Genomic DNA, 23,741 nt, shown 5'->3' with positions numbered 1-23,741 from the left:
TGACGGCCCCCGGAATGATCACGTGGTGTGTGCCAGTGCGACAACTCCGAGGCCATGATCAAGGTAGCGATGATCCGCCTGATGCTCGTCCGGCTCGCCGGGCAGGGAGGAACGTCAGGTGGCGAAGGTGGCCACCGGTTCCAGGCCGTAGGTGCGGGCGTAGCCGTTCTCGATGCCCACGAGCAGGTCCACCACCTCGAAGTAGCGGTCCCAGAAGGGGGTTTCGCGCAGCGCGTCGATCAGCAGCCGGTAGGCGTCGTGGTCGTCCGCCTCCCAGACCCAGACGTCGGTGACCCGCGCCGAGTAGAACTCCGTGTCGTAGAAGCGGGAGCGGACGCCGCGGGTGCGGGCCTCGATCACCGGGGCGACGTGGGTGGTGAAGGCCTCGACGCGTTCGGCCACGGTCATCGCCAGCCACTCGGGCGTGGTTTTGACCAGCATGAACGCAGTGACGGGCGGCTCGGTTCGGTCAGTGGGCATCGGTTGCCTCCGAGGTGGCGAGGACGGCGGGCCCCAGGGTCTGCGCGCACCACTGCGCGAATCCGGTGGCCGGACCCGCCTGCGGCGAGCGGACGACGCCCGCGTCCAGGCCCTGGTCCTTGGCGCGCTTCATGTCGACCATGCCCTCGACGAACGCCTCGCCCAGGCCGTAGCCGAGCAGGGCAGAACGCAGCTCGTCGAGCGGCTGGCGCTGGTAGCGGACCGGACGGCCCAGCTCCTCGGTCATGATGCGGGCCAGGTCGTTGGGCGACAGGTCCTGCGGGCCGAGCACCGGAACACTGCCGGCGCCGGTCCAGGAGCGGTCCAGCAGCAGCCCGGCCGCCGCCGCGGCGATGTCGGCGGTGGCCACCAGCGGGGCCTTGCGGTCCGCGGCGACGGTGTCGGTGAAGACGCCGTCCTCGCGGATCGAGTCGGCGTCCTCCAGCAGGTTCTCGAAGAAGGACGGGTTGGCCAGGGCGCGGTAGGCGACGCCGGAGCCGGCGATCAGGTCGTCCATGGCCAGGGAGGCGGTGACCAGCCCGGCCCGGTCGGCGAGCGGGGTGCCGCGGCCGAGGGCCGAGACGCCGACGACGTGGCCGACGCCGTGGGCGGCGAACGCCCGCGCGGCCGGGCGGGTGAAGCCGCTGTACGCCTCGTCCGGCGTGACCGAGACGTCCGGCGGCACCAGCCAGAAAACGGCGTCGGCCCCGGTGCAGGCCCGCTCGACGGTCGCGGCGTCGCCGTGTGAGCCGGTGACCACCTCGACCCGTCCGCGCACGGCCTCGGGGAGCCGCGCGGGATCGCGGACCACGACGCGCAACTCCTCTCCGTGTGCGGGCGCGGCCTCGACCAGCAGTGACAGCAGCCGCCGGCCGATGTTCCCGGTGGGGGCGGTAATGACGATCATGAAACCCTCGCGGTTCTTGTTGGATCTGTACGCCCCCTCATCGTGCAGACGCCCACATCATTGCCACAATGGGAACTTCAGCATCCAATCATTGCCTGAAACGGAATAATTCCGGTGAGCAGCCCAGCCCCGAACCTCGACGCCAACCTCGCCGTCGCCCTCGACGCCCTGCTGAGCGAGCAGAGCGTCACCCGTGCCGCCGCGCGGCTGCACACCTCCCCCGCGGCGATGAGCCGCACCCTGGCCCGGCTGCGCCGGGTGCTCCAGGACCCGCTGCTGGTACGGGCCGGACAGGCGATGGTCCCCACACCCCGCGCCGAGGCGCTGCGGGACGAGGCCGCCGCGGTGGTGCGCCGGCTGGAGGCGTTGCTCACCCCGAGCGGCGGGGTCGACCCCGCCGCCCTGCGGCGCACCTTCACCGTCCAGGCCTCGGACCTGGTCGGCGCGGCGCTGGCGCCGGGTCTGCTCGGGCTGGCCCGCCGCCGGGCGCCGGGCGTCTCGCTGCGGGTGCTGGCCGAGGAAGGGGAGGCGGGCCCCGCGCTGCGCGAGGGGCGGGTCGATCTGGAGATCGGGGTCATCGACCACGTCGACCCGGAGACCCGGGTCGAGGAGCTGATCACGCTGCGGATGGCGGCCGGTGTCAGGGCCGGGCACCCGCTCGCCGACGGCACCCTGACGCCCGCCAGGCTGGCCGCGGCCGAGCATGTGGCGGTCAGCCGCCGGGGACGTTTCACCGGTCCGCTGGACGCGGCCCTGGCCGAGCAGGGGCTCAGCCGGCGGGTCGGCGCCGTCCTGCCCGGGCATCTGGCGGCGATGGCGCTGGCCGCGGTCGGCGACGTGGTCTGCCTGGTGCCGACGGCCCTGCCGGGCGAGCCCCCTTCACCCCTCAGCGACGCGGCGCACGCGCTGGGACTGCGCCTGCTGGACATCCCGCTGCCGCTGCCGCCACTGACGATCGGCATGGCCTGGCACCCCCGCCACACCGCCGACGGAGCCCACCAGTGGCTGCGTGGCGCCGTGCGCCGGGTGCTGCGTCCGGCCCGGGAGGACTAGCCAGCCCACGGCGCGGGTCCGCGCAGGTCACCCGCATGCGCGCCGGATGGGGGCGTGCCACCCTGTTCGCAGGCCTCGGGAGATGGCAGCCGCGACGAACGGAGCGTGCTGTGGGACGTCCGATACGTGTCGCGGCGCTGCGGCGCCGGGCGGCCGCCGCCTGCGGCGCCCTGCTGCTGGTCGCCCTCGCCTCGGGCGCGGGCACGGCTCCCTCCCCGACCCCGATCCCGACCCCCTCCCCGGCCGCGCTCGATCCGCGCATCGCCGAGATCATGCGCAAACCCGAGTACCGGCACGCCCAGTGGGGGCTCCTGCAGACCCGGCCCGACGACGGGCGGGTGCTGCACAGCCTCTACCCCGGCCAGTTCTTCATCCCGGGCTCCACGGCGAAGCTCTTCGCCGTCTCCGGCACCTGGCGCACCCTCGGCACCGACCACCGCTTCGTCACCCCCGTCTACGCCGTCGGCCGGCGCACCGGCGCCACGCTGACCGGCGACCTCGACCTCGTCGCCCAGGGCGACCTCACCCTCGGCGGCCGTACGCGCCCCGACGGCACCGTCGCGTACACCGACCTCGACCACACCTACGCCAACGACTTCCCCGGCGCGACCCTCACCCCCGAGAACCCCCTCGCCGGCATCGACGAACTGGCCCGGCAGGTCCGCGACTCCGGCATCACCCGCGTCGACGGCGACGTCATAGTCGACAGCCGCCTCTTCGCCCCCGACCCGGTCCTCGACCCCACCCCGACCCCCCTGATCATCAACGACAACCTCATCGACCTGCTGACCACGCCCGCAGACCGGGCGGGCGCCGACGCCCGGCTGGACTGGCGGCCGAAGGTCGCCCCGTACGCGGTCACCTCCACGGTGAAGACCGTCGCCGCAGGCAAGCCCACGAACGTCACGGTGACCGCCACCGACGGCGGCACCCGGATCCTGCTTTCCGGCACCATCGCCGCGGACGCGAAGCCCCTGCTGCGCACCGCTCCCGTCACCGATCCCGCCGCGTTCGGCCGCAGCGCGCTGATCGAGGCCCTCGCCCGGGCCGGCGTACGGGTCACCGCGGCCCCGACCGGCCCCAACCCGGCCGCCCGGCTGCCGCGCGACTACGACGGCCGCCCGCGGGTGGCGGCGTACACCTCACCCCCGTACGAGCAGTACGCCAAGCTGATCCTCAAGGTCAGCCACAACCTCGGCGCCAACCTCGGCATCTGCCTGATGGCAATCTCCACCGGCAGCACGCAGTGCGAGGACGGCTTCCCGGTGCTCGCCGCCTTCCTGGACCGGGCCGGCGTCGACCGCGAGCAGGTGGAGCTCATGGACGGCCGGGGCGGCAACCCCGCCGACCGGGCCACCCCGCAGGCGCTGGTGCAGATGCTGGCGTACTGGCAGCGCACCCCCGACGCGCGGCGCTTCCGGGAGGCCCTGCCCGTCCTCGGCGTGGACGGCCTGCTCGCCGAGAACTGCCGCAGCTGCCCGGCGCGCGGGAAGGTGTTCGCGAAGACCGGCGCGGCCGTCGGCGGGGACGCCCTCAACGACCGGCTCGCCGTCGGCGCCATCACCATCGCCGGCTACCTCGACAAGGGCGGCGGCCGCTTCGACACCTTCTACGCGGGCGTCAACGGCGCCTCCACGCCGACCGCGAACACCGCCGGCGTCCTCTCCATCGCCAACGACCTCGCCCTGATCGCCGCCTACCTCCAGGAATCTCCCTGACGGGGTCCGGGAGGTGCGGGGCTGTCCTGGCCTTCGGCGCTCTCGTCGAGGAAGCCGCCCGACTGGTGCTGCCACAGCTTCGCGTACGTGCCCTCGCAGGCGAGGAGCTCGTGGTGCGTGCCCTGTTCGACGATGCGGCCGCGGTCGAGGACGACGAGCCGGTCCATGTGCGCCACCGTGCTCAGCCGGTGCGCGACCACGAGGGCGGTCCGCCCCTCCATGAGCCGCCACAGCGCCTCCTGTACGAGGATCTCGCTCTCGGAGTCCAGGGCGCTGGTCGCCTCGTCCAGCAGCAGGATCGGCGCGTCGCGCAGGATCGCCCGGGCCAGCGCGACCCGCTGGCGCTGCCCGCCGGACAGCTTGACCCCGCGCTCGCCGACCATGGTGTCGAGGCCGTCGGGCAGCGCGTCGGCGAACTCCGTGACGTGCGCCGCCTCGGCCGCGCGCCGGATCTCGGCCTCGGTGGCGCCGGGCCGGGCGAACGCGATGTTCTCCCGCAGGGTGCGGTGGAACATCGCCGGGTCCTGCGGCACGTACGCCATCAGGCCGCGCAGGTCGCGCTGGCGCAGCCTGCTGATGTCCCGGCCCCCGATCAGGATCCGGCCCGCGTCGACGTCGGTCATCCGCAGCAGCAGCCGGGTGAGGGTGGTCTTGCCGCCGCCGGAGCGGCCCACGAGCCCGATCTTCGCCCCGCTGGGCACGTCCAGGTCCAGCCCCGCGAAGAGCGGCTCCGCGCCCGCGTGGGCGAAGTCCACCTTCTCGAAGCGGACCTCGCCCGCCCGGCCCGGCTCGGGCACCGGCTCCGGGGACTGCGGGTCGAGTACGGTCGGCGGCGTCAGCAGCAGCTGCGTGAACTGTGCGGCCTCCGTCATCGAGCTCTCCAGGCGGCGGTAGATCTGGTTGAACTCGAACATGATCCGGGTGGCGTTGGAGAAGTACGTGAACGCGACCACGACCGCCTCCACCCCGTGCCCGCTTCCGCCCGCGCCCGAGCCCCCGCCCCCGCTCCCGGCGATCGTGACGGCGATCAGCAGGCCCAGCGCGTTGGTCACCACGGACATCGGCGCGACGACGGTGTCGATGCGCAGGTTGCCGTAGTCCCACGAGCGCAGCGTCAGCGCGCGCGAGTGCGCGACCCGGGACCGGTGCTCGGCGGCCTCGCGCTCCTCCGCGGCGAACGCGCGGACCGTGTCCATGTTCATCAGGCTGTCCGAGACGTGCCCCGACACCCGGGCGATCGCCTCCTCGCGCCGGTCCACGAGCGCCTGGCGGCGCCGTACGAGCGGAAATACGCACGCCCCCGTCACCGCGATCATGGCCAGGAGCGCCACGACGAGCAGCGGTTCGTAGCGCCAGAGCACCACCGACCCGAACAGCAGCGGTACGAACCGGCCCACGACCGAGAAGGTCAGCGCGTCGACGAACTCCTCGAAGCGGGAGGCGAAGCTCAGCACCCGCTTGGTCAGCGACCCGGCGAAGTTGTCGTGGAAGAACGCGGCGTCCTTCGCGAACAGTTCGTCCATGCCGGTGATGTACAGCCGCTCGATGCCGAGGGCGTCGAGCCGGTTCAGACAGTGCAGGCCGAGGCGCCACGCCGCCTCGGAGAGCAGCAGGACACCGGCGAATCCCAGGACGTACGGGAGCGCGGCGCCGAGGCTTGTGCCGCTGCCGGCGGCGTCGTCGGCGATGCGGCCGACGAGCTTGGCGACGACCAGCGGGGCGATGTAGCTGATGCCGATGTTGCCGAGGGCCGGCATCAGCATGGCGGGCGCGGTGAGCCAGCGCATCCGCGCCAACTCCCGCCCGTAGTAGCGGAGTGCGAGGACCACCGGCCCCCTGCCTGGCGGACCCCCTCGTGATGCGGACGCTTTCATGGCCACCTTACGTAGTCGCTCGGTTACGGAGATCGCAGTCTCCCGCGACGCCGTCCGCGCCGTCCAAGCGTTTTCCGTGTGGGTGACAGCCGTCCGCTAGCCGCCCGGGGTGAACGTCACCGGCAGGGTCAGGGGGCCGCGTAGGCCGCCCGGGCGCCAGGGGAGCTCCGTCGGGGGGACCGCGAGGGCGAGGGCGGGCAGGCGGCGCAGGGCGGTACCGATTGCGATCTGACCCTCCAGGCGGGCCAGCGGAGCGCCCAGGCAGTAGTGGATGCCGTGCCCGAACGCCAGGTGGGCGTTGTCCGGACGGGTGATGTCCAGGCGGTCGGGATCCGGGAACCGCCCCGGATCGCGGTCGGCGACGGCCGAGCCGATCAGCACGGTCGCGCCGCGCGGGATGCGCACGCCCGCGATCTCCACGTCCTCCCGCGCGAAGCGGGCGATGCCGGGGCTGACCGGGCCGTCGTAGCGCAGGAACTCCTCGACCGCGCCCGGCAGCAGGCCGGGGTCGGAGCGCAGCAGGTCGAGCTGGCCGGGGTGGGCGAGCAGCATCGCGATGCCACCGCCGATCAGGTTGACCGTGGTGATGTAGCCGGCGGCCAGGAGCAGGAACACCATGGCGACGAGCTCGTCCTCGCTGAGCCGCGCTTCCTCGTCCCGGGCGGTGATGAGGGCGCTGAGCAGATCCTCGCCGGGCTCCGCCCGCTTCGCGCGGATGAGTTCGGTGACGTACGCGCGCATGTGCCGCCACGCCTCGTTCACCACGGCCGGGTCCGGCGGCTCCGCGCCCCGCATGAGCATGCGGTCGGTCCAGTGCTGGAACTCGTGCCGCTCGTCCACCGGTACGCCGAGCAGTTCGCTGATCACCGTGACCGGGAGCGGCAGCGCGAAGTCCGCGACGAGATCGGCACGGCCGGCCGCGACGACCGCGTCCAGCAGCCCGTCGGTGATCGCCTGGATCCGCGGCCGCATCTCGGCCACCCGGTGGGCGGTGAACGCCTTGGAGACCAGGCGGCGCAGCCGCGTGTGGTCGGGCGGATCGCTGCGCAGCATGTTGCCCAGCATCGACTCGCGCTCCGTGTCCGGCAGCTGCCGCAGGAGCCGGGTGTCGGCGGCGTCGCGGATGTCGCTGCTCAGGCGGGAGTCGGACAGGGCCGCGAGCCCGTCCTCGTAGCGGGTGACGAGCCAGGCATCCAGGGCGCCCGCGATGACGACGCGGCGCACCGGGCCGTCCTCGCGCAGCTGCCTGTACAGCGGGAACGGGTCCGCGACGAAGGCCGGGTCGCCGTAGGGGAGGGGGACCGGCTGCTCGCTCACGACACCTCCCGCACCGTGGCGCCGCGACGGAGCGACTCGGCCGGCGGGCGCTCGCGCAGCGCCCCGTACCCGATGAAGTAGGCCGGAACCCGGTTCAGCCACCGCGAGTCGGTGACGAGCTCCGCGAGCCGCTTCGCCCGCCGGGGATGGCCGAACGCGGTGCGGCCGGCCAGCAGCGGCTCGATGACCTGGGCGTGGGCCACGCGTTGCAGGCCCTGGGTCGCCACCGTCGTGGGCATGCGGCGGCGCTGTACGCGGCGTACGTCGTGGAGCCCCACGGTCCCCTCGCGGAGCGGGCGCACGAGGTAGCGGGCCGCGGCCACCGCGTCCTGCACGGCGAGGTTGATCCCGATGCCGAACACCGGTGACATGGCATGGGCGGCGTCGCCGATGCACAGCAGACCCGGCCGGTGCCAGCGGCGCAGCCGGTCCAGCCGTACGTCGAGCAGCTTGACCTCGTCCCACGAGGTGACGGCGTGCGCCCGGTCCGCCAGCCACGGGACGGCGTCCGTGAACTGGGCCATGAAGCGGTCCACGCCCTCGGCGCGGCGCTCGGCATCGGTTCCCTTGGGGATGAGCCCCGCGATCTGCCAGTAGTCGCCGCGGTCGATGAGCGCGCTGAAGAACCGCTCGCCCAGGCCCCCCACGAGCCCGCTGGGGTCGTCCTCGTGGCGCGGCAGCCGGAACCACCAGGCGTCCATCGGGCACGGGAAGCTCTCCAGGCCCAGCTCGGGCAGCACCCTGGCGAAGGACCCGCGGCCGTCGCAGGCCACGGTCAGCGTGGCCCTGAGCTCGCCGGTGGCGCCGTCCGCGGTGCGGTACCGCACGCCCGCGACCCGGCCCCGCTCCATCAGGAAGGACGTCGCCTCGGTGTCCATGCGCAGGCGGAAGGACGGCTCCTTGCCGGCCTCGTCGGCGAGCAGGTCGAGCAGGTCCCACTGCGGCACCATCGCGATGTAGTTGTACTTGCCGTGCAGCGCCCCGATGTTCCCGACCGTGACGAGGGAGCGGTCCGGCCCGATGGGCAGCTGCACCGAGGTCACCCGCCGCTGTGGCAGCTGGGCGAACCGTTCGGCGAGGCCGATGTCGTCCAGCAGCGACAGGGTCGACGGGTGCACGGTGTCGCCGCGGAAATCGCGCAGGAAGTCACCGTGTTTCTCCAGCACGGTGACCTCCACCCCGGCCCGGGCCAGCAGCAGGGCCAGCACCATCCCGGCGGGCCCGCCTCCCACCACACAGCAGGCCGTACGCTCCACGGCAACCACTCCCTTCGCCGGCATCGGGTAAAGCCCCTCAGGACGTATACCGCACCCGTGGCGTGGGACACGTCAACGGCGAAGACGCGCCGCGAAGGAGAGCCGGAGGCCTCAGCGTCCCGGCGTCCGGCGCAGGACCAGCGAGACGAACCCCCAGGTCTCCCGGTAGGTGCGCAGCCATTCGGTGCGCCGGATGTTCGCCGTCTCCAGCACGGAAGAACTGTCCGGATCGTCAGGGTGGTCCAGGGCCCACGACGCCAGCGAACCCCAGTTGGACCACTCGTACGCGTCCAGCTCGGCGCGCGTGCTGACGTGCCCCTCGACGGGCGTCCACCCGTCGGCGACGACCCGGTCCACGGTGGTCGCCAGGTCGGCGAACTCGCCGAGCATGTCGACGGCTTCCGGGGACGGCGTGCGCTCCCAGAACCCGTCGCCGATGACGACGCGGCCGCCGGGCGCCAGGTGCTCGCGCGCCGCCGCCAGGGTGGGGAGCAGCCCGCCGAAGGCGTGCGTGGACCCGACGCTGAGCACCAGGTCGAAGGGGTGCGGAGAAGCGAAGTCCGCGGCGGGCGTCTTGTGGAGGGTCAGGCGGTCTTCGACGCCGAGCTCGCGCGCCGTCTTCCCGGCCAGCGCCAGGGCCTCCTCGGAGATGTCCACGCCCTCGGCGCGTACGAGCGGCCGTGCGGTCAGCGCGCGCAGCAGCCATTCCCCGCTGCCGCACCCGAGGTCGAGCACGCGCTCGTCGCCCCGCGGGAGCCCGCGTTCCAGCAGTCCGCGTACGGAGTCGTCGTCGAGCGGGGCCTTGATCGGATGGTCGGTGTGGGCGATTTCGGAAATCTGTTCACGGTTCATTGGGTGCAGCTTGTCAAACAACACGCCCGGGGCGCACCCCTATTCGGCGGTGCGTCAGGGCGAGGACGGCGCACGCCACGCGGCCATCTGCTCCCCGAAGTTCGGGCAGCTGACGATGTCCGTCCTGCTGCACTGGAGGGCGTGGGTCAGGAGCTGGTGGGCGTGGTCGAGATCGACCAGGCGCTGCTCGATCTCGGCGACCTTCGTACGGATCATCGCCTGCCGGCGCGGCTGGTCCTGCTGGAGCTCGCGGATCTCGGCCAGGGTCAGGCCCGCCTGCTGGCACTTGCGCAGCAGCACGATCCGCTCCGCGGCGCCCGCCGGATAGCGCCGCTGCCCGCTCTGGCGTTCGGGCTGGGGCAGCAGCCCGTGGCGTTCCCAGTACCGGATGGCCGAGGCGGGTACCCCGGTGGCCCCGGCGAGCTGCCCGATCGTCATGCGCACGTCCGAACTCCTCCCTGTCGTTTGACTTGAACCTTAGTTCAAGTTGAAGAGTGGGCCGCGTACGGGACGGCCGCACAACAGCGGCCGCCGGCCACAGCGTTGGGAGACGAAGACATGACCACGGACGTACGCCGGATACCGGACGAGGCCCATCAGCTCGTGGAGGCCTCCCGGAGGCTCTTCGAGGCGGGGGTGATGTCGCATTCCGGCCACGCCAACCTGAGCGTCCGGCTCGACGCCGACCGCTTCATGCTGACGCCCGGCTTCGTCCGCGGTCTGCGGCCCGAGGACCTGGCGACCGTGAGCCTCGACGGGCAGGTCCTCGAAGGGGAACTGCGCTCCGTCAGCATGGAGATCATCGCCATGCACAGCGCCGTCTACCGCGCCCGCCCGCAGGTCGGCGCGGTCATCCACACCCACTCGCCCTCCGCGACGGCCTTCGCCGTGGCCCACCGGCCGCTGCCCTGCCGCACCGAGCCCATGCTGCGGTTCGGCCAGGCCGAGGACGTGCCGGTGGTGCCGTGGGGGCCGCGCGGGTCGGACGTATCGGTACGGGGCGTTGTCGACGCGCTGACGCACAGCCCCACGACCGCCGCGGTCCTGCTGGCCAACCACGGCCTCCTGGTGTTCGGCCCGGACCCCGCGGACACCGCGCACCTCGTGGTGGCCATCGAGGAGAGCGCCGAGGCGGAGCTCGCCGCGGCGGCGATCGGCGGGGCCGTGGACTTCCCCGAGGGCGCGCTGGAGACCGTACGGGCCGCGATCGCGCGGGTGGCGTCGTGACGGCGGCGGACGAGGACCTCGCCCGGCGGGCCGAGGCCGTACGCGACCGCCACCGCGCCACGCTCGGCGCCGTCCCGGCCGGAGTGGAGGCCCGTCTGGACCTGGCCCTGGCCCACGGCCGGCTCCACACGGAGGAGGCGGTCGGCGAGCTGCGGCACATCGTCCTCACGGACAACGCGCTCGGCGGGCGCGTACAGCAGCTCGTCCACTTCGGGCAGCTGCTGGCCCTCGGCCGGGCCGACCCGGCGCGGATCCACGCCCGGGGAGCACTGCACGCCGGAGCCGACGTCGCCGACCTCATCGGCGTCGCCGAGACCGCGCTCCTCACCGCGGGGGTCCCGGCGTACGCACTCGGCATCGAGACCATCGTCGAACTCGCCCACGCCGAAGCCGCCGAGCCGCTCTAGGGCGCGTCGTCAAAGGGGCGTCGGCCGCCCCAAGGGCGAGGCCGGAGGGGCCTGGACGACGACCGCCGAAGGGGACAGGAGGGTACGGTCCACCGGGAGCGCGGGGCCGGTCAGGACGACCAGGTCCGCGCCCAGCAGCGCCCGGTCGCGGGAGGTGGCCGTGGCCAGGACCGTGCCCTGCGCGGCCGCCAGGGCCGCGGCCTCGGGGTGCGGCCAGCGGGCCGGGCCCGGGTGCACCGTGATGTTGCCGAGGCCGGGCACCTCGCGCACCAGCGCCGCGAGGTGGGCCGCCACGGCCGGGCCCGTTCCCAGCACGGTCGCGGAGCTGACGCGCGGCACGAGCAGGGTCCGGGCCGCCGTCGCGCAGACCTGGGCGGCGGCCTCGTACGAGAGGGCGGCCTCGTGCGGGAGGACCGGCGGGACGGTACGGGGCATGCGGACGCCTTCCTGCGAGCGGGGCCGCCTGCCCCGTTCCCCGCAGCGTGCCGCCGCCCACTACCCACCCGCTATCCGCCGACCGCTGCCCCCTGTCCGCCGGCCGCCGGCCAGGCGACGTCGGTCTCGACCGGCCGGCCGTAGGCCACGCCTTCGACGCCCCAGCCGTAGAGTTCCCGGACCTGGCTCATGAACCACTCCGCGCCGGCCCGGGCCGCTTCGAGGCCGCGCTCGGGATCCGCCCACAGGTCGCGTACGCGGTCTTGGACCTGGTCGTCGAGTTCCCAGCCGTCCAGCCGGATCCGTCCTGCCGCATCGAGGCGCAGCGGGGTGCGGCCCTCCAACTGGTCCCACAGGTCCACGGCCTGCTCGGCCGTGGTCCGGAAGCCCTGCTCGCCGAGAACGGTGCGCAGGAAAGCGGTGTAGAGCGCGATGGAGGGGATCGCGCTGGATGCCTGGGTGACGGCGGCGCCGGCCACGACCGTGAAGGCGCGGCCGTCGTGTTCCTTGAGTACGGCCGAGCTGTTCAGGTCGTGGGCGGTCTGCTCCAGGTGCTCCTTGGCCGCGCCGATGGTTCCCTGCCGGTAGACGGGCGCGGTCACCTCTGACCCGACGTACGTGAGGGCTGCGGTGGTGAACCTGTCCGCGAGGAGCCGGCGGGCGGCCAGGGCGCGCACCCACAGGGCCCAGTCGTCCCCGCCCATCACCGCGACCGTCGCTCGCGTCTCGTCCTCGGTTCCGGGTTCGATCCGGGCCCGGGTGACCTTCGGGTCGGTGCCGGAGAAGTCGAGTGCGGGTGCCTCGTAGGCGGCGCCGAGGGGTTTGATCACCGAGTGGTGGACGGTGCCGGTGGCGGGGTCGGTGCGGCGGGGTGCGGCGAGGCTGTAGATGAGGTGGTCGACCGGTCCGTAGTGCTGCTCCAGCAGGTCCATGACCTGCGTCTTGGCGTCCGTGGAGAAGGCGTCGGTGTTCACGAAGCGGATGTCGTGGCCGTCCTCGGCGGCGAGTCGGGCGGCGGCCGCGGTGCGGTACCAGCCCGCTGTCGCCGTGCGGCGCCCGGTGTCGGCGGCCTCGTAGGCGACGCCGATGCCGCGGATGCCGTGCCGGCGCAGTCCGGCCAGGAGGGTGGCGAGCCCGTAGCCGGCGGAGTGTCCCAGGATGAGCGCGACCGGCTTGCGGCCGTCGGTGCGGGCCGGGATCGCCGCCCATGTCCGGCGTACGGTCTGTGCGGCCCCTTCGGGGTGGGAGTTGACGATGAGGAATCCGCGCTGCTTGGGCTCGATCTGGCGAGGGCTCACGATGCGTCCGTTCCGCTGGGGGCCGAGGGACGGGCGAGGAGAGCGCGCAGGTCCGCGACCGTGTGGAGGCGACCGGTCTCCTCGTCCGGGATGACGACGGACAGCCGCTCCGCGAGGTCGGTCACCAGCTCGGCCGGGGCCGGGCCGGCGGTGCCGAGCTCCGGACGGCCGTCATCAGTGATCGTATCGATGGCTCCGTCAGCAGCTCGTGACAAGGTGTCACGCAGAATGCGGTCGGTCGTTGTGCTGTTCGGCATTGACACCGCCTCACTCTTGATCAGGCCCGAGGGCAGGATGTGGGTGCCGACCAGCGTGGGGAAGCCCTCCTCAGCCCGCGGAGCCCCGTACCAGGAGTTGCTTGCCCGCGAGTTCGGAGCGGAGGCGGGCCGCGGCCGGGGTGGGGTCGGGGGACAGCAGCTCTTCGGCCGCGGAGGCCTCGGCCAGGGCCGCCGACGGGTCGCCGGCGGCCGCGTACGCGTCGAAGAGGGCGCTGGCCGCGCGGCCCTGCCAGACCCGGGAGCCGCCCAGGGCGCCGAACACCTCCCGCGCCGCCGCCAGATGGGCCACCGCCGCCTCGGGGGCCCCGTCCTCCAGGGCCGCCCGGCCCAGGGCGAGTGAGATCCGTCCCTCCGCCGCCCGGTCGCCGGTGCGCCGGGCCAGCGCCAGGGCCTGGAGCAGCGCCCCCTCGGCGGCCTCGGCGCGGCCCGCGCGCAGGTGCACCAGGCCCAGGCCCAGCAGCGTGTGCGCCTCGCCGGTGCGGTTGCGGGCCGCCCGGTCCATCCGCAGCGCCCAGTTGAAGGCCTGGGCGGCGAGCTCGCCCTCCCCGGTGTGCAGGTACAGGGCGCCCAGCCCGCGCACCGTCTCCGCCTCGGCCCGCGGCGAGCCCGTCTCCCGGCTCAGGCCCAGCGCCCGGGTCAGCAGCTCCCGCGCCTCCTCGGGCCGCTCCTGCTCCAGCCGGGCGGCGGCCTCCCCGGCCAGCGCGAGCGCCTCGCCCGCCCGGTCCCCGGCCTCCCGCAGCAGCACCGCGGCCGCTGCGTGGCCCTCGGCCGCCGCCGCGTGGTCGCCCCGTACGGCGTCCGCGCGCGCGCAGAGCCACCGTACGAGGGCCGACCCGTGCCGGTCGTTCCGTACGCGGAAGACCTCCGCGGCCGCGGCCAGCAGCGGCCCCGCCTCCGCGGCCCGGTGCCGGAACAGGTGCAGCGCGGCCAGACTCGTACGCGCCGCGGCCGCGCCCCGCGCGTCCCCGGCCTCCTCGCAGGCGGCCAGGGCGAGTTCGCCGCACTCGCGCCAGTCCTCGGTGTGCGCGCGGATCTCGAAGTGCCCCGCGCAGGCGACCGCCAGCTCCCACGCCACCTCGTGCAGGCCGCAACCGGCGGCCCGGCGCACCGCCGCCACCAGCGCGTCGTGCTCCCGCTCCCACCACCGGCCGGGCGCGGCCAGGACCTCGTCCGCCGCGGCGGCGGGCAGGGAGTACGGCGCTGACGGGGCGCCGCCGTGCAGTACGAGGAAGTCCCCGCCGTGCTCCTGCCGGTGGGCCTGCGCGGCCAGCGACAGCCAGGTCTCCAGCACCCGGCGCACCGCGTCCGCCGACTCCTGCGCGCTCTCCGCCGCCAGCAGCTGCTCGCGGGCGAAGACGCGGATCAGGCCGTGGAAGCGGTAGCGGGCCGTGGTGCAGGACCCCGTGCCGGTACCGGTGCCACCACCGTCCCCGTCCCCGTCGCCGCCGGGTACGAGGTCCAGCAGCTGGGAGTGGACCAGCTCCTCCACCGCGTCCTCGGCCCCGGCCGGATCCGTGCCGAGCAGCGCGGCCGCCGCCCAGCCCGGGAACTCGGCCGCGTCCAGCAGCGTCAGCAGCCGCAGCAGCCGGGCCGGCTCCGGATCCAGCGCCCGGTAGGCCAGCGTGATGTGCGAGCGCAGCTCCATCCCGCAGTACGAGAACTCGTCGAGCCGGCCCGCCTCGTCGCGGAAGCGCCGTACGAGCCGGTCGAGCGTCCAGTGCGGCCGGCAGGCCAGCCGCGCCCCCACCACCCGCAGCGCCAGCGGCAGCCCGCCGCAGAACTCGGCCAGCTCCAGGGCCGCCGGGAGCTGGCCCGCGATCCGCTCGGCGCCCGCGATCCGGGTGAGCAGCTCCACCGAGTGCGCCTCGTCGAGGACGTCGAGGCGGATCTGCCGGATGCCGGGCAGGCCGGTCAGCGGGTAGCGGCCCGTGACGAGCACCGCCGAACGGGCGTCGCCCGGCAGGAGTTCGCGGACCGCGGCCTCGTCGGCCACGTCGTCCAGCACGATCAGCACCTGCCGCCCCGCCAGCAGGCTGCGGTACAGGGCCTGGCGCTCGCCGCGGCCCTCGGGGACCGCGTGCGCGGGCACGCCGAGGGCGCGCAGGAACCCGGCCAGCACCCCGGCGAGCGCGTCGCCGCCGGCGTCGCCCCCGCCGCCGCCCCCGTCCCCGTCGGCCAGCGCGGCGTACAGGCGCCCGTCGGGGAACCGCTCGCGCAGCCGGTGCGCCGCGTGCACGGCCAGGCTCGACTTGCCGACGCCGTCCTTGCCGCAGATCCCGGCGATGCGAACGGGCTCACCCGTACCGCCCGAGACCCTGTCCGCGCCCCCGAGGAACTCCGTGAGCCCGGCCAGGTACTCCCCACGGCCCGTGAAGTCGGGCAGGTCGGACGGGAGTTGTTCGGGTCGTACGGGGCCTGCGGCCGAAGCCGGTGCGGGCTGCGCCACGGCCCCGCCCCCCGACGGGCCGACCGGGGCGGCCGCGTCCAGGGAGGGGTCCCGGTTCAGGACGGCCGCCTCCAGGTCCTGGAGGGCGCGGCCCGGCTCGATGCCCAGCTCCGCGGCGAACACGGCACGCAGCCTGCGGTACACCTCCAGGGCCTCCGCCTGCCGGCCCGACCGGTACAGCGCCAGCATCAGGCTCGCGTGCAGCCCCTCGCGCAGCGGCTCGGCCGCCGCCAGCGCGAACAGCTCGCCCGTCATCTCGGCGTGCCGGCCCAGCGCCAGGTCCAGGCGGGCCAGTTCCTCCAGGGCCGTCAGCCGCTGCTCGTCGAGCAGGGTCGCGCCCCGGCGCACCGGATCGCTGTCCAGGCCCAGCAGGGCCGGGCCCCGCCACAGGGCGAGCGCCTCGCGCAGGTGCCGCGCCGCCTCGGCCCGGTCGCCGGCGGCCGCGTACCAGCGGGCCCGCGCGAGCAGCCGGGCGAACCGGTGCGCGTCCAGCTCCTCGTCCGCCACCCGCAGCCGGTAGCCGGCCGCGGTCGTCTCGATCGCGTCGGGGCGCCCGGCCCGGGCGCACGCCTTGCGCAGCGCGGAGACCGCCGACTGGACCTGGGTCCGCGCCGTCTCCGGCGGGGACTCGCCCCAGATGGCGTCGACGAGCAGTTCCTGCGGGGCGACCTGGTTCGCGTGCAGGGCCAGCGCCGCGAGGACGATCTGTTGGCGGGGTCCGCCGAGGGGGCGCGGTGCGCCGTCCTGTGTGAGCTCCAGCGGACCCAGAAGGCCGATGTTCATCTGCGAATCCCCCATTCCCGGCGGCCCGTTGGTCCGGGGGCGGCCGCGGGCAGGCTATGGGCCGCCGGGCGGGCCCTGCCAGGGGTCACGGTGCGGCGTTGGCGATGCGTGGGATCGGCCGTGTCGATGCCCGTGTCGATGCCCGTGCCGATGGCCGCGCCGGTCGGCCGCGGCGAGGGGATGCGCCGATCGGTCCGGGCAGCGGCCCTGACCGGGCCCGATCGGGTTCTCCGATGGGAGGGTTCGCCACCCTCCATCGGACGTCCGTTGTGGCGGCGAGCTCCGCTGAACAAGGCTGACCTGACATTCCGCACCGCAAATCACCGGAGGTTGGACCGTGTTCCAGGACGACGACGAGGGCCGGTACGACGTCGTGATCAACGACGAGGAGCAGTACTCGATCTGGCCGCAGATCCGCGAGATCCCGGCGGGCTGGCGCGCCACCGGGTTCAGCGGGTCGAAGGAGGCATGCGTGGCCCACGTGGACGAGGTCTGGACGGACATGCGGCCGCTCAGCCTGCGTCAGGCCATGGCGCAGGACGCCGGGGCCGCCGCCGGAGCGGGGCCTCGGTGACCACAGGCTCGATACGCCCGCTGATCGGCCGTGGGGAGGAGCTCGCGGCCGTCCGCCGGCGGTTCGCCGCCCTCGGCGACGGCCCGGCCCTCGTCGGTATCGCGGGGGATCCGGGCCTGGGCACCACGCGGCTCCTCGCCGAGATCGCCGCGTGGGCCGCCCGGGCGGGCGCCCACGTGTGCAGCACGAACCCGGAGGCCCTCCCACAGGCCCTCTCGGCCCTGCCGGCCCTGACCGCCGCGCCCGCCGTCGTCATCGTCGACGACGTGCACCGGTGCGGCGAGGCCGCCCGGGAGGCGCTGACCGGGTTGCTGGAGACGCCGCGCGACGGCGTGCTGCTCGTACTCGGCTACCGGCCGCGGCAGTGCCCGCCCGCTCTGCTCGCCGCGCTGACCGCGGCGCACCCCGGCCGGCATGCCGAGCACCTCGACCTCGTCCCGCTGGACCGGGCCGGCGCCGAGGAGTTCGCCGGGGCCGGGCTGTGCGCCCGCCACCGGGCCACCCTGCACCAGGACGGCGGCGGCAACCCCCGCCTGCTCGCCCTGCTCGCCGCCTCCTGCGAAGGCCCCGGCGCCTGCCCCGGCGAGGCCCCCGGGGACGCCCCCGGAGTACGCCCCTTCGCCGCCCGCGCCGCGGCCCCGCTGCTCGCCGAGGTGGCCGCGCTCGGCCCGCACGCCCGCCTGGTCGCGCACGCCGCCGCCGTGCTCGGCGAGCCCGCCGAGCCCGACGCCCTCGCCGAGGTCGCCGAACTCGACCGCGCCGCCGTCCTCGCCGCCGTCGACGAGCTCCTCGCCGCGGACGTGCTGCGCAGCGGCGCCGTCCCCGGCCACGTCGAGTTCCGCCACCCCCTGCTGGCCCGGCTCGTGCACACCGCCGTGCCCGGCGGCTGGCGGCTCGGCGCGCACCGCCGCGCCCGTACGCACCACCGGAACCACGGCCGCCCGGCAGTCCGCCGCGCCCGCCACGCCGAGCAGGCCTGCCGGCCCGGGGACGAGCCCGGTGCGACCGAACTCGTCGCCGCGGCCGACGAGGTGCTCGCCTCGGCCCCCGCCACCGCCGCCGCCTGGTACACCGCCGCCGCCCGGCTGCTGCCCGCCGCCCCCGCGCACCGGGCCCGCCGCCGCGAGCTGCTCGCCGCCGCGGCCACCGCCGCCGTCCGCAGCGGCCGCAGCGACCTGGCCCGCGCCGCCCTCGCCACCCGCGAGGAGCTCCTCGACGGGAGCGAGCACGCCCTCGGAGGAGCGGACGCCGCCGAACCGCGCGCCCGCCTCGCCGAACTGGCCGGGGACCTCCCGCAGGCCCGCGAGATCCGCCACGCCGCGCTCGCCGAGCTCGCCGCGCCCCCGGCGGCGGCGACCCGCGCCGCGCCGCCGCCCTGTGGACCGCCCTCGCGGCCACGGCCGGCGCCGACCGCCCCGCGCAGGCCGCCGCCTGGGCCGAGGAGGCCGTACGGGCCACCGCCGCGCACGCCGCCGACGAGGCCCTCCACGCCCACGCCCTCGCCGTCCGCGGCACCCTGCACCTGGCCGCGGGGGAGGCCTCCGCCGCCCTGCGCGACGCCCGCGCCGCGGCCCGGATCGCCGACACCCTCACCGACCGCGCCCTCGCCCCGCGCCTCGGCGCCCTGGACTGCCTGGCCCGCCTGGAGACCGAACTGGAGCAGTACGGCCCCGCCGTACGGCACTTCACCCGCGGCCTCGACACCGCCCGCTCCACCGGCCAGTGGCCGGCCGCCACCGCGCTCGCCGCCGGCCTGGCCGCCCTGCTGCTGCGCCAGGGCCGCTTCCCGCAGGCCGCCGCCCGCGCCGAAGAAGCCGTACGCTGCTCCGAACTGGCGGGCGGTCAGGAGCCGCGCGCGCTGGCGCTGTGCGTGCGCGCCCAGGTCGCCCTGGAGGTCCACACCCCCGAGACTGCCGTCGCGGTGGCCCGGGCCGCCTGCACGCTGGCCGCCGCCGACGGGGCCTGGTGGCACCGCTCCCGGCTGGTGCTGGCCGCCGCCGAACTCGCCGCCGGGGACGCCCTCGGCGCCCTGGAGACCCTCGCGGGCGCCGAACTGGCCGACCCGCACTCCGCGCCCCTGCCCGCCGCCGAGCGGCTCGCGCTCGCCGAGACCCTGTGCGGGGCCCGGCTCGCGGTAGGCCGCGTCGACGCCGCGAAGACCGCCGCGGACCAGGCCCGCGAACTCGCCGCGCGGACCGGCCTCGCGGGGCTCCGCGTCCAGGCGCTGCTGCTGGCGGCGGCCCTCGCCGACGGCCCCGCCGAGGCGCTCGTCCCGGCCGAGGAGGCCCTCTCCGCGGCCGCCGCCTGCGGGCACGCCGCCGACGAGGGCTGGGCCCGCGTGGCCCTGGCCCGGGCCCGGATGCGGCTCGGCGAGCCGGAACAGGCCGACCGCCACCTGACCGCCGCCGCGTACACGGCCACCGCCTGCTCGGCGGCCCGGCTCGGCCGGGAGGTCGCCGCCGCCACCGCCGAGGCCGCCGTGGCCGCCGCCCCCGCCGAGGAGGCGTACATGCTCAGCCAGCGCGAGTACGAGATCTCCCAACTGGTCAGCCAGGGCTGCACCAACCGGCAGATCGCCCGCACCCTCGGGGTCAGCCACAAGACGGTGGAGACCCACCTGGGCCGGATCTTCGCCAAGCTGGAGGTCTCCTCACGCGCGGAGATCGCCAACATGATCGGCCGCAATACCGTGGTCGCCCGCCCAAGGGCCCGCGCCAAGTCCCTCGCCGGGGCATCCTGAGACCATCCGGGTGATCGGCCGGCCGGCCGGTCCCACCCCCAACTGCCCACGGAGAACCACGATGTACCCCAGCATCCGCACGATCACCTTCGACTGCACCGGCGACCCGTACGACCTCGGCCTGTTCTGGAGCGGCCTGCTGGGCCGCCCGCTGGCCGACGACGACAAGCCGGGCGACCCCGAGGCGGTCATCGAGGACCCGGAGGGCGGCCCCACCCTGCTGTTCGTACGGGTCCCCGAGGGCAAGGCGGCCAAGAACCGCATCCACCTCGACCTCAAGCCGCACGGCCGCACCCGCGAGGAGGAGGTGGCCCGGGTACAGGCGCTCGGCGCCCGCCTGGTCGCCGACCGGACCCGCCCCGACGGCAGCGGCTGGGTCACCCTCGCGGACCCCGAGGGCAACGAGTTCTGCGTGGAGCGCGGGGAACTCGGGTGACGGCGCACGCCACTTCGACCGGCGGCGCCGACGGATCGCGCTGGCTCAAGCGCCTCACCGTCCCCGAGGCCCCGGCTCCGCGGCCCGCCCGCGCCCGCATCGTCTGCCTGCCGCACGCCGGCGGCGGCGCGAGCGCCTACCAGGGCTGGGCCCGCCACCTCCCGGCCGCGGTCGAACTGCTCGCCGTGCAGTACCCCGGCCGCCAGGACCGGCTGGCCGAGCCGTGCAGCGAGACGATGGAGGAGAGCGCCGGCGCAGCCGCCGCGGCCCTCGCCGCACTGCCCGTACTGCCCACCGTCGTCTTCGGCCACAGCATGGGCGCGCTCGTGGCGTACGAGACCACCATCCGGCTCGCCCGGTACGCCCCGCACGCCGCCCCCGTGCACCTGTTCGTCTCGGGGACGGCCGCTCCGCACCGCGACCGCGAGAAGCTGCCCGCGCTGGACGACGACTCGCTGGTCGCGTACACCCGCCGGCAGGGCGGCGCCGAGCCCGAGGTGTACGAGATACCCGAGCTGCGGGAGCTGCTCCTGCCGTCGCTGCGCGCCGACTTCCGGCTGCTGACCGACTACGTGCCGGTCCGCGAGCCCGCACGCACCGGTGTCCCGGTCACCGCGTTCGGCGGCGACCGGGACTCGGGCTGCCCGCCCGGGGAGCTGGCGACCTGGGGGGAGCTGACCACGGCGGAGTTCGGCACCCGGGTGTTCCCCGGGGGCCACTTCTACCTCCAGGGGCGCGAGGAACAGCTGGTGGCCCTGGTGGCGGGGGCCCTCGGCGCGGGGGTCAGCGGCGTCAGCAGGCCGGCTCCGTAGCCATGCAGGCCGTCAGCGTGGTCCCGTCGTCCGGGTCGATCAGCAGGAACGACCCGGTACGGCGGGAGCGCGCGTACGCGTCGAGGGCGAGCGGCTCGGCCGTGCGGATCACGACCTGGCCGATGTCGTTGGCCCGCAGCTCCTCGACGGCCGTACGGCGGGCCGGGTCGTCCAGGGCCAGCCGGGACGGGATCGCCTTCACGACCGCCTTGACCGTACGGGTGGTGTGTTTGACCAGTACCCGGTCGCCCACCCGCAGCGGCCGGTCCGCGACGTGGCAGACGGTGGCCGCGAGGTCGCGGGTCACCGGCGGGGCGCAGTCGGCCGGGGCGATCATGTCCCCACGGGAGACGTCGATGTCGTCCGCCAGCCGCACCGTCACCGACTGCGGGGCCCACGCCGCCTCGGCGGGGCCGCCGAGCGTGTCGATGGCCTCGATGGTGGTGGTGAGCCGGGACGGCAGGACGGTCACCGGGGCTCCGACGCGCAGCACGCCGGAGGCGATCTGGCCCGCGTAGCCGCGGTAGTCGCGGTGCTCGGCGCTCTGCGGGCGGATCACGTACTGCACCGGGAGCCGGGCCGGCGCCCCCTGCGGGTCGTGGTCCACGGGGACCGTCTCCAGGTGCTCCAGGATGGTCGGGCCGCCGTACCAGTCCATGTGCGGGGAGGGCTCGACCACGTTGTCCCCGGCCAGCGCGGAGACCGGGATGGCGGTGACCTCGGGGACGCCGAGCCCGCGGGCGTAGTCGGCGAACTCCGCGGCGATGGCGGCGAAGACGGACTCGTCGTAGCCGACCAGGTCCATCTTGTTCACCGCGAGCACCAGGTGCGGGACCCGCAGCAGGGCCGCGACCGCCGTGTGCCGGCGGGTCTGCTCGATGACGCCGTTGCGGGCGTCGACGAGGACCACGGCGAGGTCGGCGGTGGAGGCGCCGGTGACCATGTTGCGGGTGTACTGCACGTGGCCGGGGGTGTCGGCGAGGATGAACCGGCGCCGGGCGGTGGCGAAGTAGCGGTACGCGACGTCGATGGTGATGCCCTGCTCGCGCTCGGCGCGCAGGCCGTCGGTCAGCAGCGCGAGGTCGGGGGCGTCCTGGCCGCGGCCGCGGGAGGCCTGCTCCACCGCCTCCAGCTGGTCGGCGAGGACCGACTTGGAGTCGTAGAGCAGCCGCCCGACCAGGGTGGACTTGCCGTCGTCCACGGAGCCCGCGGTGGCGAAGCGCAGCAGCGTCGTCGTCGAAGCGTCGGTGAACTGCTCGGTGGTGGAGGTCATGGCTAGAAGTACCCTTCGCGCTTGCGGTCTTCCATCGCGGCCTCGGACATCTTGTCGTCGGCGCGGGTCGCGCCCCGCTCGGTGAGCCGGGAGGCGGCGATCTCGGTGATGACCTGGTCGATGGTGGCGGCGTCGGAGTCGACGGCGCCGGTGCAGGACATGTCGCCCACGGTGCGGTAGCGGACGAGGCGCCTGTGGGTGCTCTCGCCGTCCTTCGGCCCGCCCCAGTCGCCGGCGGTCAGCCACATGCCGCTCCGCTGGAAGACCTCGCGTTCGTGGGCGAAGTAGATCTGGGGCAGTTCGATGTTCTCGCGGGCGATGTACTGCCAGACGTCCAGTTCGGTCCAGTTGGAGAGCGGGAAGACGCGGACGTGCTCGCCGGGTGCGTGGCGGCCGTTGTAGAGCTGCCACAGTTCGGGGCGCTGGCGGCGGGGGTCCCACTGGGAGAACTCGTCGCGCAGGGAGAAGACGCGTTCCTTGGCGCGGGCCTTCTCCTCGTCGCGGCGCCCGCCGCCGAAGACGGCGTCGAACTTCAGGCGCTGGATCGCCTCCGTGAGCGGGACGGTCTGGAGCGGGTTGCGGACCCCGTCGGGGCGTTCGCGGAGCTTGCCGGCGTCGATGTACTCCTGGACGGAGGCCACGTGCAGGCGCAGGTTGTGCCGGGCCACGGCGCGGTCGCGGTAGTCGAGGACCTCGGGGAAGTTGTGCCCGGTGTCGACGTGCAGCAGCGTGAAGGGCACCGGCGCGGGCGCGAAGGCCTTGAGCGCCAGGTGCAGCATGACGATGGAGTCCTTGCCGCCGGAGAAGAGGATCACCGGCCTCTCGAACTCGCCCGCCACCTCACGGAAGATGTGCACGGCCTCCGATTCGAGGGCGTCGAGATGGCTCAGCGCGAAGAGCGAGCCGGCCGCCTCCGCGGCCCGGACGGTCGCCGTCATGCCAGACCCCTTTCGGTGAGCAGTGCGTGCAGGGCCGAGGCCGACTCCCGGACGGTCTGGGTGTGGGACTCGATGCGCAGGTCCGGGGCGCGCGGGGCTTCGTACGGGTCGTCGACGCCGGTCAGACCGGAGATCTCGCCCGCCGCCTGCTTGGCGTACAGGCCCTTCACGTCGCGTACGGAGCACACCTCGACCGGGGTGGCCACGTGCACCTCCAGGTAGGGGGTCGCTGCGGCGCGGTGCCGGGCCCGGACGGCCTCGCGGCTGTCGGTGAACGGCGCGATCACCGGGACCAGGACGAGCACCCCGTTGCGGGCCAGCACCTCGGCGACCATGCCGATCCGCTGCACGTTGGTGTTGCGGTCGTCCCGGGAGAAACCGAGGTCGGCGGAGAGGAACTTGCGGATCTGGTCCCCGTCGAGGACCTCCACCCGCCGGTGCTCCCGGCGCAGCCGCCCGGCCAGTTCCTCGGCGATCGTCGTCTTGCCGGCGCTCGGCAGCCCGGTCAGCCACACGGTGGCCCCCGGCCAGCAGGTGCACAGCCGGGCCTCGGGCCGAGGCCGGGCCTCGGGCTGAGGCCGGGCGCCGGGTTGCGGCGGGGCCGCGGGGAGGGTTGTCACGATTGTCATCGGTCTGC

General features: G+C 74.9%; 23 protein-coding genes. 9 read left to right on the top strand and 14 right to left on the bottom strand.

What is annotated here, in order from left to right:
- Positions 1-114: 114 nt before the first annotated feature.
- Together OG509_RS40820 and OG509_RS40815 are read right to left on the bottom strand one after the other, a co-directional pair.
- Positions 115-480, bottom strand: coding sequence for a darcynin family protein (locus tag OG509_RS40820; RefSeq protein WP_331742059.1), 366 nt, complete (start codon positions 478-480; stop codon positions 115-117).
- On the bottom strand, positions 470-1,387 hold the full coding sequence (locus OG509_RS40815; protein WP_331742057.1) for an NAD(P)H-binding protein: 918 nt from the start codon (positions 1,385-1,387) through the stop codon (positions 470-472). The genes OG509_RS40820 and OG509_RS40815 overlap by 11 nt, the downstream gene beginning before the upstream one ends.
- Positions 1,388-1,492: 105 nt before the next feature.
- On the opposite strand from OG509_RS40815, the gene OG509_RS40810 reads away from it, so the two are divergent.
- A complete protein-coding gene (locus OG509_RS40810; RefSeq protein WP_331742755.1) occupies positions 1,493-2,440 on the top strand; it encodes a LysR family transcriptional regulator in 948 nt (315 codons plus the stop codon).
- Between the two features lie 110 nt (positions 2,441-2,550).
- Positions 2,551-4,158, top strand: a complete 1,608-nt coding sequence (gene dacB / locus OG509_RS40805) for a D-alanyl-D-alanine carboxypeptidase/D-alanyl-D-alanine-endopeptidase (RefSeq protein ID WP_331742055.1) — start codon at positions 2,551-2,553, stop codon at positions 4,156-4,158.
- Here dacB and OG509_RS40800 read toward each other — a convergent pair.
- From OG509_RS40800 to OG509_RS40780, 5 genes are all read right to left on the bottom strand, one after another.
- Positions 4,137-6,032 carry an ABC transporter ATP-binding protein gene (locus tag OG509_RS40800; RefSeq protein WP_331742053.1) on the bottom strand — a complete coding sequence of 632 codons (1,896 nt, stop codon included), beginning with the start codon at positions 6,030-6,032 and terminating at the stop codon, positions 4,137-4,139. The two genes, dacB and OG509_RS40800, sit on opposite strands and share 22 nt — an antisense overlap.
- A gap of 96 nt (positions 6,033-6,128) precedes the next feature.
- Positions 6,129-7,349 carry a cytochrome P450 gene (locus tag OG509_RS40795; protein ID WP_331742051.1) on the bottom strand — a complete coding sequence of 407 codons (1,221 nt, stop codon included), beginning with the start codon at positions 7,347-7,349 and terminating at the stop codon, positions 6,129-6,131.
- Complete coding sequence (locus tag OG509_RS40790) at positions 7,346-8,605, bottom strand: FAD-dependent oxidoreductase (RefSeq protein WP_331742754.1); 1,260 nt, start codon at positions 8,603-8,605, stop codon at positions 7,346-7,348. The genes OG509_RS40795 and OG509_RS40790 overlap by 4 nt, the downstream gene beginning before the upstream one ends.
- Positions 8,606-8,716: 111 nt before the next feature.
- Positions 8,717-9,457 (bottom strand): class I SAM-dependent methyltransferase, encoded by a 741-nt coding sequence (locus OG509_RS40785; RefSeq protein ID WP_331742049.1) that lies wholly within the window; start codon positions 9,455-9,457, stop codon positions 8,717-8,719.
- 54 nt (positions 9,458-9,511) lie between these two features.
- Complete coding sequence (locus OG509_RS40780) at positions 9,512-9,895, bottom strand: MerR family transcriptional regulator (RefSeq protein ID WP_331742047.1); 384 nt, start codon at positions 9,893-9,895, stop codon at positions 9,512-9,514.
- 120 nt (positions 9,896-10,015) lie between these two features.
- Here OG509_RS40780 and OG509_RS40775 point away from each other — a divergent pair, with 120 nt between their 5' ends.
- Both OG509_RS40775 and OG509_RS40770 read left to right on the top strand, forming a co-directional pair.
- The gene (locus OG509_RS40775; RefSeq protein ID WP_331742045.1) at positions 10,016-10,684 is read left to right on the top strand and encodes a class II aldolase/adducin family protein; all 669 of its coding nucleotides are present in this window, start codon (positions 10,016-10,018) and stop codon (positions 10,682-10,684) included.
- Positions 10,681-11,091 (top strand): carboxymuconolactone decarboxylase family protein, encoded by a 411-nt coding sequence (locus tag OG509_RS40770; RefSeq protein WP_331742043.1) that lies wholly within the window; start codon positions 10,681-10,683, stop codon positions 11,089-11,091. Before OG509_RS40775 ends, OG509_RS40770 begins: the two co-directional genes overlap by 4 nt.
- 9 nt (positions 11,092-11,100) lie before the next feature.
- On the opposite strand, the gene OG509_RS40765 is transcribed toward OG509_RS40770, so the two are convergent.
- The 4 genes from OG509_RS40765 to OG509_RS40750 all read right to left on the bottom strand — a co-directional run bounded on the left by OG509_RS40765 (position 11,101) and on the right by OG509_RS40750 (position 16,331).
- The gene (locus tag OG509_RS40765; protein ID WP_331742041.1) at positions 11,101-11,526 is read right to left on the bottom strand and encodes a hypothetical protein; all 426 of its coding nucleotides are present in this window, start codon (positions 11,524-11,526) and stop codon (positions 11,101-11,103) included.
- A gap of 71 nt (positions 11,527-11,597) precedes the next feature.
- Positions 11,598-12,824 carry an enoyl-[acyl-carrier-protein] reductase FabV gene (locus OG509_RS40760; RefSeq protein ID WP_331742039.1) on the bottom strand — a complete coding sequence of 409 codons (1,227 nt, stop codon included), beginning with the start codon at positions 12,822-12,824 and terminating at the stop codon, positions 11,598-11,600.
- Entirely contained in the window at positions 12,821-13,081 is a 261-nt protein-coding gene (locus tag OG509_RS40755) for a hypothetical protein (protein WP_406187895.1), read from the bottom strand. The genes OG509_RS40760 and OG509_RS40755 overlap by 4 nt, the downstream gene beginning before the upstream one ends.
- Before the next feature lie 70 nt (positions 13,082-13,151).
- Positions 13,152-16,331, bottom strand: coding sequence for a BTAD domain-containing putative transcriptional regulator (locus tag OG509_RS40750; protein ID WP_331742033.1), 3,180 nt, complete (start codon positions 16,329-16,331; stop codon positions 13,152-13,154).
- Positions 16,332-16,668: 337 nt separating this feature from the next.
- Between OG509_RS40750 and OG509_RS40745 the strand changes: the two genes are divergently transcribed.
- The 5 genes from OG509_RS40745 (at position 16,669) to OG509_RS40725 (ending at position 20,893) form a co-directional block, all read left to right on the top strand.
- Positions 16,669-16,905, top strand: coding sequence for an MbtH family NRPS accessory protein (locus OG509_RS40745; protein ID WP_053694625.1), 237 nt, complete (start codon positions 16,669-16,671; stop codon positions 16,903-16,905).
- The gene (locus tag OG509_RS40740) at positions 16,902-19,043 is read left to right on the top strand and encodes a hypothetical protein (RefSeq protein ID WP_406187894.1); all 2,142 of its coding nucleotides are present in this window, start codon (positions 16,902-16,904) and stop codon (positions 19,041-19,043) included. The genes OG509_RS40745 and OG509_RS40740 overlap by 4 nt, the downstream gene beginning before the upstream one ends.
- A 221-nt stretch (positions 19,044-19,264) precedes the next feature.
- Entirely contained in the window at positions 19,265-19,645 is a 381-nt protein-coding gene (locus OG509_RS40735; protein WP_406187934.1) for a response regulator transcription factor, read from the top strand.
- 61 nt (positions 19,646-19,706) lie between these two features.
- Complete coding sequence (locus OG509_RS40730) at positions 19,707-20,081, top strand: VOC family protein (protein WP_331742020.1); 375 nt, start codon at positions 19,707-19,709, stop codon at positions 20,079-20,081.
- Entirely contained in the window at positions 20,078-20,893 is an 816-nt protein-coding gene (locus OG509_RS40725; RefSeq protein ID WP_331742017.1) for an alpha/beta fold hydrolase, read from the top strand. Before OG509_RS40730 ends, OG509_RS40725 begins: the two co-directional genes overlap by 4 nt.
- On the opposite strand, the gene OG509_RS40720 is transcribed toward OG509_RS40725, so the two are convergent.
- Genes OG509_RS40720 through cysC form a run of 3 tightly spaced genes read right to left on the bottom strand, consistent with a single transcriptional unit; the run spans position 20,874 to position 23,733 of the window.
- Complete coding sequence (locus OG509_RS40720) at positions 20,874-22,166, bottom strand: GTP-binding protein (RefSeq protein ID WP_331742014.1); 1,293 nt, start codon at positions 22,164-22,166, stop codon at positions 20,874-20,876. The genes OG509_RS40725 and OG509_RS40720 overlap by 20 nt on opposite strands.
- A gap of 2 nt (positions 22,167-22,168) precedes the next feature.
- Positions 22,169-23,104: a sulfate adenylyltransferase subunit CysD gene (cysD, locus tag OG509_RS40715; protein ID WP_331742011.1), complete on the bottom strand. Its 936-nt coding sequence runs from the start codon at positions 23,102-23,104 to the stop codon at positions 22,169-22,171.
- On the bottom strand, positions 23,101-23,733 hold the full coding sequence (cysC, locus tag OG509_RS40710) for an adenylyl-sulfate kinase (protein ID WP_331742008.1): 633 nt from the start codon (positions 23,731-23,733) through the stop codon (positions 23,101-23,103). Before cysC ends, cysD begins: the two co-directional genes overlap by 4 nt.
- Positions 23,734-23,741: the final 8 nt, after the last annotated feature.

Origin of the sequence: Streptomyces sp. NBC_01006 (assembly GCF_045162725.1) — a bacterium.
In the GTDB taxonomy this organism is placed as follows: domain Bacteria; phylum Actinomycetota; class Actinomycetes; order Streptomycetales; family Streptomycetaceae; genus Streptomyces.
The sequence above is the reverse complement of the archived record's forward strand: the minus strand, read 5'-3'. Positions and strand labels throughout refer to the sequence as shown.